Here is an 11973-nt window from a genome sequence, read left to right as displayed (position 1 = left end):
GACAATGACGTGGCACATGCATCAACTTCCACCCTGACAGTGACCACTACCGCCTTGACCATGGCGGACATAGGCCCGTTGAACCCCTTGCCCGTGGTGGCTGCCGAACTCGACCAGCCCTACACCGTGGGTGAAGGCGTGCCCGAAGAGCTTCAGGCCTCGGCCCGCTATGGAGTGGTGCCCAATATCTTCCCGTATCTGATGCAGGACGGCTACAGCCGGGACGCGGCACCCAGGGAGGTTCCCGCCGTCGTGCTTGAAAACTCCAAGCTCAAGGTGACCGTCCTGCCGTCGTTGGGCGGCCGCGTCTGGGAGCTGTTCCACAAAGCCACCGGCAAGCAGCTCCTCCACACCCACAACGCACCCCAGCTGGCCAATATCGCATTGCGGAAGGCGTGGTTCGCCGGTGGTTTGGAATGGAACATCGGCACCCGGGGGCATTCGCCCACCAGTTGCGATCCGCTGCACACGGCGATTGTCCACACCCCTGACGGTAAGCACATCCTCCGCATGTGGGAGTACGAACGGCTGCGGGAAGTGGTCTTCCAGGTTGACCTTTGGCTTCCGGAGGAATCGGAGGTCCTGTTTGCAGCCATCCGGCTACGCAACCCGAACCGCCACGATGTCCCTATGTATTGGTGGAGCAACGCTGCGATTCCGGAGACTGCCCGCACCCGCGTCATTGCGCCCGCCCACGAAGCTTTCGGCAGCGACTACGCCACGGATATTACCCGCGTCCGGCCCACCGCCCATGAGGGCTATGACGGCACCTGGCTGGTCAACAACCCGCACGCGGCCGACTTCTTCTTCGACATCGATCCCTCGGAGCGGCGGTGGGTCGTGGCGGCAGATGACGACGGCGACGGGTTGGCAATGTTGTCGACGTCCCGTCAGCGCGGAAAGAAGCTCTTCGTATGGGGCCAGGGCCAGGGCGGCAAACGCTGGCAGGAGTGGTTGAGCCCCGGGGCAGGGCCGTACGCCGAGATCCAGGCCGGGCTCGCCCAAACCCAGTTCGAGCATCTTGTGATGCCGGCCGGTGCCGAGTGGACGTGGGTGGAAGCGTACGGCAACGGGCATCTGGATCCCGGGACGTCGCACGGGAGTGACTGGGACGCCGCCATAGCCCACGCAGGCGAGCGGCTCGAGGAACTGATGCCCCATCAGGACCTGCAGGACATGCTGCCGCAGGCCGTCAAGAATGCCGACGTGCCGCCGTCGAAAATGCTCCTCCCCGGCAGTGGTTGGGGCGTGGTGGAGAGGGCCCGCCGGTTGAAGGCCGGCATGGAGTGGATCGATGAAAGCGGCACCCCGTTCGTCGGTGAGAGCGTCACGGGGGAGCAGGAAGCATGGCTCGGCTTGTTGAAGGGAAAAGCGTTCGACGGCGCCAGCAGCTTCGTCTCCGGGTTGGATTGGGAACGGTTGCTTGCGGCGCAGGACAGTCCTGCCACCACCTTCCACTTGGCCACCATGAAGCACGCCCGGCAGGACCTGGCGGGGGCCGAGGAGCTGTACCGGGAGGTCCTCGCCGCCAACGGCACCAGCATTAGCCCTCAAACCAGGGCATTGGTGCATCGCGGCCTCGGCTTGGCCCTGCTGGCCGCGGGGGAGGACGAAAAGGGTCTGGCGGAGCTCAGGAAAGGCGTGGACACCGATCCAGCCACCAGGGCCCTGCTTATCGAGGCCATTACTCTGGCAATCCGGCATGGCGACCCGGCCATGGCCCTGGAACTGGTGGAGGCGGCACCCGCGGAGGTCTCCGTCGTTGGGCGTGTGAGGTTCCTCAAGGCGTTGGCGCTGGCCAGGACCGGACGCCCGGCAGAAGCAGCAGCAATTCTGCGCGAGGGCGTCGAAATCCCGGACCTCCGCGAGGGGGAGGACGCGATTTCCGCCCTCTGGGAAGAAGTCTGCGCAGGCGATCCGGTGCCGGCGGCGTACCAGTTCGGGATGCATTAGCTCCACCCTTAGAGCGCGTCCCGAGCTCCGCGAAGGCAGCCCCGCCCGGGCGGCCAATAGCATGGGAAGCTTGTGGATATCCAGATGCTTGGCTAAACCAAACAAGGTAAGTTGGCATGGTGATTCCCTCCCTGAAACCTGCCATTGACCGCGCCCCCGGAGTCTCCAAGGAGATCGAGGACGCAGCTTGGTATGTGCTCGGTCCGGCGCTTCACGGCAAACCTTCGGCGCTGGACGGCCGCACACTTACCTGGACTGCGGATGCTGCTGCCGAGTTGCTGGAAAGGCTTGAGCGCGGTGTTGAGGACTCCAAAGCGCCCATGATGACCAACCTGCGGCAGAACCTTGAAGGCGCCTCCCGCGAAGCGAAGCTGCTGGCCGTGGAGTTGCTCTTCCTCCAGTCATTGCCGCTTGCGCACGAGGTCAAGTCCCTGAGGGTAAAACGGGCCCGCGTGGCCGAGGCAGCTTCCTGGGTTGAGCCGCCCATCGAGCTGCCGGAAGAACTGTATGAGGGCATGACGGACCACGGCGTGATCCGGGACCGTACCGCCGAATTCAACTGGACCATCTGGGACCACCTGAAGTGGCTGTGCCGTTTCGTTGCCCACGTGGACAGCCAAAGCACGGCCACCATCAACCAGGCGTTGGCTGATCCCTTGAAGTTCCACGAACTCGCAGCCGCAACGCCTGAAGACCAGCCTGCCCTGCGGCGAAGCATCGAATACCTGGTGTGGCCGAGCTACTTCGAGCCCGTGGTGGCTGACGTTGAACGGCAGGAGATCCGGGATGCCTTCGCCTCGCTGGTGGGCGGCGCCAACGGCGACACGGATGAGGACATCACCGCGGACATCCACCGCATCCGCCTGCACCTGGACGAACAAGCCGGGCAACGCATCGACTGGTACGCCCGTCAGCTGGTAAGCCAGTGGCGGAAGGTGGGCGATCCCGGGCGGCGTTCCTGGCTCCTGCGCACCCACCATGACAACGCTGAGCTTCTCGCGTCCTGGGTCGCTGAAGAGAAGGCGACCCTGGACGTACAGCACCTCCGCACACTCACTGCCGGTGTCACCGCCGGCGTAGTCCAGCATGCGGTGGATGAGGATTACAAGCACCTGGGCTATGTGGAACGCGAAGACACCAAGACAGCCGTGTTCGCCTTCCTCACCGTCATGAAACCGGGCGACCTCACCCTGTACCAGCATGCGGGGCGTGTTCGCGTGGGTGTGGTGCTTGGCGAGCCCGAGCACCACGAGGACAACCGGCGCATCCGCCGCAAGGTCCGGTGGTTCGATGACAGCTACGCCATCTCGGAACTCCCGCGCCACGCCCAGCGGCAGTTGTCCACTCCTGGCATCCTGGTGGATGTCACCCGCGTCATCCAGGCACTGCAGGAACTGCTCCCGGTGGAAGCCGAAACCGATGGAGAGGACGAAACGCCGCCCACCGCCGTCGTCGAGGTCGTCCACCAGGGTTTCCGTCCCCTGACTGAAGAGTTCGCGGCATCCCTGCACATGGACCTGGAGCCGCTCCAGGAGATCGCGGAGCTGCTCGAAGAGAACCGGCAGCTGGTTTTGTATGGTCCTCCGGGGACCGGCAAGACCTATCTCGCCAAGCACCTGGCCGCAGAGCTTGCCGGCGACAGCACCGATGAACGCGTAAAGCTGGTGCAGTTCCATCCCTCATACGCGTACGAGGATTTCTTTGAGGGGTACCGGCCGGACAAGACCGACGACGGCCAGGTTTCCTTCAAGCTCGTGGCCGGGCCGTTGCGTCGCCTCGCGGAAGAAGCAGCCAAGCCGGAGAACGCGCACAAACCGTACTTCCTGATCATCGACGAAATGAACCGTGCCAACCTGGCCAAGGTGTTCGGTGAGCTGTACTTCCTGCTGGAATACCGCGACGACCGCATCTACCTGCAGTACAGCCCCAACGAGCCCTTCAGCCTGCCGGACAACCTCTACATCATCGGCACCATGAACACGGCGGACCGCTCCATCGCCATGATGGACGCCGCCATCCGCCGCCGCTTCGCCTTCATTGAGCTGCACCCCAAGGTGGAACCGGTCCGTGGTTCGCTGCGCCGCTTCCTGGAGGCCCGTGGGCTGGACACGCTGAACGCAGATCTCCTGGATGCCCTCAACGACGCTATCGATGACTGGGACCGCGACCTGATGATCGGGCCGTCGTACTTCATGAAGAACGCCGCGCAGAACCCTGCCGGCTTGCGCCGCATCTGGAAGTACGAGCTCATGCCGTTGCTGGAGGAGCACTACCACGGGCAGCTGAACCGGGCCCAGTTGGAAGAGCGCTTCGGCCTGGACCAGTTGCTGGGACGTCTTGGGGACCGCTAACGCCATCCCCCCGAGGCCGGCCAGGGCGCCCTCCAGCGCCCGCACCGCGATCACGGGGCCCCGGCACATCGTCATGGATGAGCTCTCCGGTGGGGTTGTGGACAAACTCGATCCTGAATCGGCGGCCTTCATCAACACCAGTGGGCTGGCCAAGGCCTCGCCCATGGGCATGGGGCTTTACCGGATTGAGCCGGCCGGCAAGGTGGGCTCAGTGCGGACCGCCACCATCCAACTGGAAGTCCGGCCCAAGGACCGCTTGGGCCTCAACCGCCTGCTGTTCCTGCTCAGCTACGCCGGAGACCAAGGCTTCCGGGACCATTCCGTGGAGGCCGTGGAGCACCCGGACCTGTGGAGTGCGCTGGCTGAATCGCTGGCACAATTGGCGGACAAGGCCCTCAACCGGGGAGTTTTGCAGGGTTACCTGACTGTCGAAGAGTCGCTGCGCACCGTCAAGGGCCGCATCCGTATTTCGGACCAGATCTCCCGACGCCCCGGAATGATGGTGCCGCTGGAGGTCTCCTACGACGAGTTCACCGAGGACATTGCCGAGAACCGGATCCTCCGTGCCGCCCTGGAACGCATGGGCCAGGTCCCGGGCGTCCGGCCCGATGTCCTGAGCCGCTTGCGGCAGCTCAAGGGAAAGCTCGACGCCGTGACGCGCCTTCAGCCTGGCGCGCCGCTGCCGCCGTGGCGGGCCAGCCGGATGAACCTTCGGTTTCACGCAGTGCTTCGCCTGGCCGAGGTGATCCTGCGCAACGCCTCCGCGGAGGCTGGCCACGGCAAGCAGCGGACGGCCTCGTTCGTGGTGGACATGGGGCAGGTCTTCGAGGAGTTCGTGGGGACCGCCCTCCGGAGCGCCATGAGCGCGCATCCGGGGGAGATGCGCCTTCAGTACGGCGCGCTCCTGAACGAAGCCGTCCGGGACTCCGACCGCCTGACTGTCCGTCCTGATGCCGTGCACTTCCTCGGGGGCCGGCCGGTGGTGGTGTATGACTCCAAATACAAGGCGGCTTCCGACGCCGGGGCCTCGCTCAGCGCGGACCACTACCAATTGCTGGCGTACTGCACTGCCCTGCGGGTACCCACGGCCTGGTTGGTGTACGCGGGGGCAGGTGAAGTGAAGTTGAGGCGCATCCTGAACACGGACATCGACATCGTGGAGTATCCGCTGGATCTGTCGCGGCCGCCGTCGGAAATTTTGGCAGCAGTCGCCGACCTCGCTGAACAGTCGTGGGGCGAAGTAGTACGCCAAGCTGTGGCGGGACGATCGGCGTCGGACTAGCCTGATAGGTAAACCGTTCGCCGATAGGAGGCATCATGGCCGGCAAGAAGTCGTGGCGGGATATGAGCAAAGGCCAGCGCATCTCCGTCCTGCTTAGCGGCGCACTGAACCTGGCATTGCTGGCTGCCGCCCAGCGCAGTATCGGCAGGACGCCTGACTCGCAGATCAGGGGCAGGAAAGCGATCTGGCGTGCTGTGTCGTTCATCAACTTCTTCGGCCCGGTCAGCTACTTCCTGTTTGGCCGGCGGCGCGGCGACGCAGCAGGTACCGTCCTTCAGCGTTGACGTGGCCCCGAAACGTGGCCTGTCACCTGGTCAAGAAGCGCGGCCCGGTCAAGGCCCAGCAGGGCCGCAGCCAGGCCTGCCACCATCTCCAGCACGTCATCACTGGTGGTGGAGCCGGCCAGGACGTCCATGACCAAGCCGTCTTCCTGGGCCACCAGGGTGCGGGCGATTTTTGCCGGTTCCAGGACCGGAGAGAACGCACCGCCCGATGAACCTTCGTCGATGACCCTCTGATAGGTAAGCGTCTGCGCGCGGGTTAGCTCTTCCTGGATGCGCCGGTGCTCGGGATCCCGCAGGGAATGGGTCCAGTATTCGTAGAGGATGCGGGAAGAGTCGTCCTCCAAACCCGCCGTGGTGCCTGCCCGGATCACCGCCGCGAGCTTGTTTGTTGGATCTATGTCGGAGTGTTCGGCCTCCGATAGCTTCGCCAGGAAGCGGTCTGCGGAGGCCTTGACCGCCGCGGCGGTGATCTCCGCCAAGCCTCCGAAGTAGTACAGCACGGCGTTGGGGGCCATGCCCGCCTCTGCAGCTATAGCCCTCAGTGTGGCAGCCTCTGCACCGCCACGGACTGCCACGGCTTGTGCAGCCGCCGCGATGTCCCTGCGCCTCAGCTCCCTCTTGCTGACTTCTGCCATGCTGTCTTCCCCTTTGGCTGGATGCCTATTGACAACGAGCCTAGTCGGATATTGAATGGCATTCAAATTTGAACGTGATTCAAATTACCTTCAACCCGACCAGGAGCCTCCATGTCATCCCCCTTCTCCAAAACTGTGCCACCTGCTGTTCCTCCGCCTGCGGCTGCAGGCAAAGGACTCAAAGCCGGATCGATCGGCATCGGTGCGACCGTTGCCTTGGGTCTGGCGGCTGTTGCCCCGGCTTACAGCCTGGCGGTGACCCTGGGCTTCGTTGTCGTGGCCGTCGGGTCGAGCACGCCCGCGGCCTTCCTGCTGGGGTTTCTACCCATCCTGTTCACTGCGTTCGCCTTCCGGGACCTTAACCGGGAGATGCCTGACTGCGGCGGCGTGTTCGTGTGGGTAACTAGGGTTTTCGGACCACGGATCGGCTGGTTCTTCGGCGGCTGGGTGCCCCAGGTTGCCTCGTTCATCGCCAGTGCCGCCCTTGCCCAAGTGGCCACCACTTACCTTCTGAATTTTCTTGGGTTCGGATGGGCTGCATCGCAACCTGTCATCGTCGCCGCCATTGCCTGCGGACTCATAGCACTGAGCGGCGTCGTGGCTGCCAGGGGAATCGAACTTTCCGTGTGGGTCCAATATGCGTTGATTGCGTTGCAGTTGGTTGCCCTGGGTGGATTCTGCATTGCGGCTTTTGCAGCCATGGGCTCCGGCGCCGCAGCAGAGGATGCCCAGAAGCCGGGCTTGGACTGGTTCAATCCCTTTGCCTCAGGTGACCTCTCCGGCCTGGTCCATGGTGTGATCCTGTGCCTGTTCATCTATTGGGGATGGGATGCGTTGATCTCGGTCAATGAAGAAACGACCGACCGCAAAGGAACGCCCGGCCGGGCTGTGGTCATCACAACCGTCATCCTGCTGGTCTTCTACGTTGCAACCGCAACAGCCGCCGTCGGGTTTTCCGGGGTATCCGGCATCACGGATCCCGCAACGGTATCGGACGTCTTGTCCGTGCTTGGCCCCTTGGCCACCGGCGGGCTCTTTGGGCAGGTCATCATCCTCGCCATCGGACTTTCGGCTCTGTCCGCCCTGATGACGGTTGCTGTGAGCACTCCCCGGTCCTGGCTCAGCATGGGAACGTACGGAGCCCTTCCCAAGTCCACCGCGAGGATGCATCCCACCCGGGGCACCCCCACCACGTCCATACTCTGGTGGGCGATCCTTAGCATTGCCGTGACCGTGATCCTGACAGCCATCAGCCCGGACTTCATCGGCCTGGCGATTCTCTCGGTAGGCCTGATGATTGCTGCATATTACGCCGCCACGGCGCTCGCATGCGTGGTGTATTTCGCGTCCCAGCTGCGGACCTCAGCATCTGCCCTTGTGGTGAAGGGCATCCTCCCGGCCCTGGGCGCACTGCTGATGACAGCTGCCTTCGCGTACAGCGCCGTGGACATGGTCTCTCCCGAATACGTCGGGATGTCCTGGCTTGGCGTCGGAACGGTCTTTTGGATCGGCATGGGTGCACTCGCCCTCGGCGTCCTGGCCCTGGGCGTCGTCCATGGCAGGCTCCGGCCCTATCTCACCGGCAAGACCATCCCGCGGGGAACCTTTTCCACCCGTCACGAACTTCCATCCATCCTGAGCAGCGAAACCGAGGCATAAATGCGCGTCCTGTCCATTGCAGCAATCCAGACCAAACCCGTGCCCTACGACGTCGAAGCAACCTGGGAGCGCTTCGCCGCCCAAGCCGAATCCGCCAAGGCGCTCGGTCCCGAAGTAGATCTCATAGTCGCCCCCGAACTTTTGCTGGCAGCACCAGGGGAGTTCCTGCTCCCGGATCGAGAGGCCGAGACCCGCTCTGCCGGCCCGGTTCCCAGTGCCCTCACGGACCGGATCTCGGAGCTGGCCCGCCGGCTGGGGGTCTGGCTCGTACCCGGTTCCCTCCTGGAAACCGACGGCGGTAAGACATACAACACAGCCATAGCAGTCTCGCCGGAAGGCGAAATCACGGCGCGGTACCGGAAGCTTTTTCCGTGGCGCCCCTTCGAGACAACGACTCCGGGTGACTCCTTCGTGACGTTCGACATCCCGGGCAAGGGGCGGGTGGGCCTGGCCATCTGTTTCGATGGAAGCTTCCCCGAGGTTGCCCGGCAACTGGCTTGGCTTGGAGCCGAGGTCATTGTCCAACCCACGCTGACCACTACCCGGGACAGGGCGATGGAGCTGGTGATGTCACAAGCCAACGCCTTCGCAAACCAGGTGTACGTGGTCAACGTCAACGGCGCCGACCCTGCGGGCGTGGGGGAGAGCGTCATTGTGGACCCGGAAGGGACCATCATGCAGCAGGCCAAAGGCGGCGAGGAGATCCTCTACGGTGTCCTTGACCTGGACCGGGTGACCCAACTCCGCCGGTACGGTACCCACGGCATCAACCGGCCCTGGGCCCAACTCCGGGACCAGCAGGGCATGCTGTCCTTCCCGATGTATGGCGGCGCGCATTTCAAAGCCCCGGAGTGGAGCGAACCTGCCGCACTCTGACGTGCTCCACAAACAACCCTAGGCGGGCATCTTTACCGTGAAAGTGGTCCCCCGCCCGGGAACGCTTTCCAAGGTAATGGTTCCCCCGTGGGCTTCAACGATCGCCTTGCTGATGGGCAGGCCAAGGCCAACACCGGGTATGGCGCTCTTGCGTACACCGCCGGCGCGGAAGAACTTGGTGAAGGCCTCGGCCTGCTCCTCCTCGGTCATGCCCATGCCTGTATCGGTGACGCGGCAGAAGACGAAGTCGTCATCCTCCCACGCAGCGACCTCCACATCACCGCCGTCGGGGGAGTACTTGATGGCGTTTGAGACCAGGTTGTCCAGCACTTGGGCAAGGCGTGAAGAGTCCACCCGTGCTTCCAGGGCTTCGGGAAGGTCCATCGAGAGGCGTATGCCGGCTTTGGCTGCCCGGGGCTCGGCCGAGGTTACGCTGCCCCGGACCAGTTCGGCGACGTCCGCCGTGTGCCGTTGAATGACGATCTGGCCAGAGCGCACGGCAAGCAGGTCCGAGACCAAAGTAAGTAGTCGCTCCGCATTCCGCCTGACGATGTCGAGCTGTTTACGGGACTGGTCATCCAGGGCTTTGGCGTCGTCCAGGATCAACTCGACGTAGCCCAGGATCGAGGTCAGCGGGGTGCGGAACTCATGGGAGACGTTGGCTACGAAGTCGTCCTTGGCTGCCAGCGCATTCACAAGGTCGGTGACATCGCTGAAAACCACCACGGAGCCGGCGAACTTGCCGGCGTCGTCCAGCATGGGACGGGCGCTGGTGGTGAAGGCACGCTGCTCCTCGCCGGTACCCAGCCACACGAGTTGGTCAGTGAAGCGCTCGCCCAGGACGGCGCGCCTGACCGGCCGCCTGTCCGGGGGAAGGGGCGTGGTCCTGTCCGTGTCGAAGACAAGCAGTTGCGATTCGTTGGGGTCGTTGTTGTCCGGAGGGGTGGCCAAAGCATGGGTCTGGCGCTGGCGCCGGTTCATGAGGATGTCGTGCCCGTCACCGTCCACGGCTACCACACCCAACGGCAAGGCTTCCATCACCGTGTTCAGCAACCGCTCCTGTTTGGTGCTGATGTCCAGCGCTTCCTTCAAAGCCTCGTCCTTTTGCTCCAAGGCGCGCTGCTGGCGGACCATGCTCAACGTCAGGACACTCACGGAAACACCGATGCCAAGGATGAGGATCGGGAACAGCAAAGGCTTGGTAAGGGCCTGCTCGCTGACTTGGTCATGGAGGAACACCGGAACCCACACGATGCCCAACGGCCCCACGAAGGACAGCACTATGGCCAGCCGCGGATAGAGGCCGGAAGCGCACAGCCAAATGACGGGCAACACCACCAGCACGCTCAGCCCGGTGAGGGCTTCCTGTCCTCCTTCACGGCCGAAGGCAATGGAGACCATATCCAGGATGGGGATGGTGAGGAAGCTGGCAAAAGGCAGGCGGTGCCACGGAACCACAATGCACAGCGCCAACAGGAACGCCTGGCTCAGCAGGAAAATAAGGAACAGGGGGTTTTCGAGCGTGGCGGGGAAAAACAGCCAAACCAGAATGGCCGAAAGACAGACACACACCGATAACGGCAATTGGCTGAGGACAACCCGCATCCGCAGGGTATGTTCGTGGAACGAGCGCTGAAAAACCAGCAATTTCTTCTTTTCACCAATATCCCAAGCAGAGGGTTGGGTCATGGCACAACCACCTCGGGTGCGGAAGAAATTCGGTTCATGGGATCAGCCTAACCATAACGGATATACTTCTGAGGTTATCGAAGGGGCTGAGGGGCAGCGATGAGTGAAGTACGTGTGGGGCTGGTCATTGAAGATGACCAGGATATTCGCGAATTGGTGCGGGTGGTTCTCTCCCAGGCAGGTTTTGACGTTCACACTGCGTCGACGGGTTCGGCAGGTGTTACGTCTGCCCGCGAATTGAATCCGGACGTTATTACCCTGGACCTTGGCCTTCCTGATATCGACGGTTTCGAGGTCGCACGGCAGATCCGCAAGTCCTCTGACGCGTACATCATCATGCTCACTGCCCGGGCCGAGGAACTCGATACGCTCATGGGCTTGGAAGCCGGTGGCGACGATTACCTCACCAAGCCCTTCCGGCCGCGCGAGTTGCGCGCCCGCGTGGAGGCCATGATGCGGAGGCCGCGTGCGTCGTCGGACGTCAAGAGCGCGCCGGAAGAAACCGATCCCGAGATGATCCACAACGGACTGGTCGTTTCAGCCGGTTCCCGCACGGCAACCCTGAACGGCACCGAGCTGAAGCTCACCCGCACGGAGTTCGACCTCTTGCTGGCGTTGCTGGAGACCGGCCGTATTGTGCGGACCAAGGCCGATCTTGCCCGTCGCCTTCGCAATGAACCGTACGACGTCGGCAGTTACGTCAGCGACGCGGACGAACGTGCCGTTGAGGTACATATGGGGAACCTGCGTAAGAAGCTGGGCGACAGCATCCAGGGACCCCGCTGGCTCGAGACGGTCCGCGGCGTGGGCTACAGGCTCGCTCCGGCCGTGAACAACAACTAAGCCACCCGCGGTATTTACGGGAGCGGGGTTTCCAGCTCCCGGATGGTGCCGACGACACAATTCTCGATCGTGATGACCTGATCCACGAGTTCGGGCAGGTGACTGGCGTTCGGCAACAGCCGGATGCTCATTTCCAGCTCCGTCGCCAACCGGTTCATGCAGACTGCGCCCACCATGTGGCTGGATGTTTTCAGGCTGAGGACGGCGTCCATGGCGTCTTCGATGTCGAGGTTGTCCAAGGCCCGATGCAGACGGGAAACCCGCCACGGCAGCAACGCTACGTAGTTGCGGACAAACGCATGGATGATGGCTGGGTCTCCGCCGAGCTCGGCCTGGAGTTCAACGAGGACGGTGTGATCCACCACGGCGTCTGTGCACTCGTCATACTCAGACACCAAACC

General features: G+C 63.3%; 10 protein-coding genes. 7 read left to right on the top strand and 3 right to left on the bottom strand.

Features of this window, described 5'->3' with window-relative positions; translation table 11 throughout:
* Positions 1-9 precede the first annotated feature (9 nt).
* From AB0N72_RS06560 to AB0N72_RS06545, 4 genes are all read left to right on the top strand, one after another.
* On the top strand, positions 10-1953 hold the full coding sequence (locus AB0N72_RS06560) for a DUF5107 domain-containing protein (protein ID WP_363930158.1): 1944 nt from the start codon (positions 10-12) through the stop codon (positions 1951-1953).
* A 116-nt stretch (positions 1954-2069) separates the two neighbouring features.
* On the top strand, positions 2070-4304 hold the full coding sequence (locus AB0N72_RS06555) for an AAA family ATPase (protein ID WP_363930157.1): 2235 nt from the start codon (positions 2070-2072) through the stop codon (positions 4302-4304).
* Between the two features lie 73 nt (positions 4305-4377).
* Complete coding sequence (locus AB0N72_RS06550; RefSeq protein WP_363930155.1) at positions 4378-5586, top strand: restriction endonuclease; 1209 nt, start codon at positions 4378-4380, stop codon at positions 5584-5586.
* A 35-nt stretch (positions 5587-5621) separates the two neighbouring features.
* A complete protein-coding gene (locus AB0N72_RS06545; protein WP_363930154.1) occupies positions 5622-5870 on the top strand; it encodes a PLDc N-terminal domain-containing protein in 249 nt (82 codons plus the stop codon).
* Here AB0N72_RS06545 and AB0N72_RS06540 read toward each other — a convergent pair.
* Positions 5861-6505, bottom strand: a complete 645-nt coding sequence (locus AB0N72_RS06540; protein ID WP_363930153.1) for a TetR family transcriptional regulator C-terminal domain-containing protein — start codon at positions 6503-6505, stop codon at positions 5861-5863. The genes AB0N72_RS06545 and AB0N72_RS06540 overlap by 10 nt on opposite strands.
* A gap of 111 nt (positions 6506-6616) precedes the next feature.
* Here AB0N72_RS06540 and AB0N72_RS06535 point away from each other — a divergent pair, with 111 nt between their 5' ends.
* Both AB0N72_RS06535 and AB0N72_RS06530 read left to right on the top strand, forming a co-directional pair.
* Positions 6617-8164, top strand: a complete 1548-nt coding sequence (locus tag AB0N72_RS06535; protein ID WP_363930152.1) for an APC family permease — start codon at positions 6617-6619, stop codon at positions 8162-8164.
* A complete protein-coding gene (locus AB0N72_RS06530) occupies positions 8165-9040 on the top strand; it encodes a carbon-nitrogen hydrolase family protein (RefSeq protein WP_363930151.1) in 876 nt (291 codons plus the stop codon).
* 18 nt (positions 9041-9058) lie between these two features.
* Here the strand turns inward: AB0N72_RS06530 and AB0N72_RS06525 are convergent, their stop codons facing one another.
* Positions 9059-10729 carry an ATP-binding protein gene (locus AB0N72_RS06525; RefSeq protein ID WP_363930149.1) on the bottom strand — a complete coding sequence of 557 codons (1671 nt, stop codon included), beginning with the start codon at positions 10727-10729 and terminating at the stop codon, positions 9059-9061.
* Between the two features lie 99 nt (positions 10730-10828).
* On the opposite strand from AB0N72_RS06525, the gene AB0N72_RS06520 reads away from it, so the two are divergent.
* Entirely contained in the window at positions 10829-11572 is a 744-nt protein-coding gene (locus AB0N72_RS06520; protein WP_363930148.1) for a response regulator transcription factor, read from the top strand.
* A 14-nt stretch (positions 11573-11586) separates the two neighbouring features.
* On the opposite strand, the gene AB0N72_RS06515 is transcribed toward AB0N72_RS06520, so the two are convergent.
* Positions 11587-11967, bottom strand: a complete 381-nt coding sequence (locus AB0N72_RS06515; RefSeq protein WP_363930147.1) for an Hpt domain-containing protein — start codon at positions 11965-11967, stop codon at positions 11587-11589.
* Between the last annotated feature and the right edge of the window lie 6 nt (positions 11968-11973).

The organism is Paenarthrobacter sp. NPDC089307 (genome assembly GCF_040685055.1).
GTDB lineage: Bacteria > Actinomycetota > Actinomycetes > Actinomycetales > Micrococcaceae > Arthrobacter.
Note: the sequence above shows the minus strand (reverse complement) of the source record. Positions and strands in the feature narration are given on the sequence as shown.

Bases quoted from the DNA above. Each gene is read 5' to 3' on its own strand.
- AB0N72_RS06555 (WP_363930157.1), top strand. From the start codon at position 2,070: ATGGTGATTCCCTCCCTGAAACCTGCCATTGACCGCGCCCCCGGAGTC.
- AB0N72_RS06540 (WP_363930153.1), bottom strand. From the start codon at position 6,505: ATGGCAGAAGTCAGCAAGAGGGAGCTGAGGCGCAGGGACATCGCGGCG.
- AB0N72_RS06550 (WP_363930155.1), top strand. From the start codon at position 4,378: ATGGATGAGCTCTCCGGTGGGGTTGTGGACAAACTCGATCCTGAATCG.
- AB0N72_RS06520 (WP_363930148.1), top strand. From the start codon at position 10,829: ATGAGTGAAGTACGTGTGGGGCTGGTCATTGAAGATGACCAGGATATT.
- AB0N72_RS06530 (WP_363930151.1), top strand. From the start codon at position 8,165: ATGCGCGTCCTGTCCATTGCAGCAATCCAGACCAAACCCGTGCCCTAC.
- AB0N72_RS06535 (WP_363930152.1), top strand. From the start codon at position 6,617: ATGTCATCCCCCTTCTCCAAAACTGTGCCACCTGCTGTTCCTCCGCCT.
- AB0N72_RS06525 (WP_363930149.1), bottom strand. From the start codon at position 10,729: ATGACCCAACCCTCTGCTTGGGATATTGGTGAAAAGAAGAAATTGCTG.
- AB0N72_RS06545 (WP_363930154.1), top strand. From the start codon at position 5,622: ATGGCCGGCAAGAAGTCGTGGCGGGATATGAGCAAAGGCCAGCGCATC.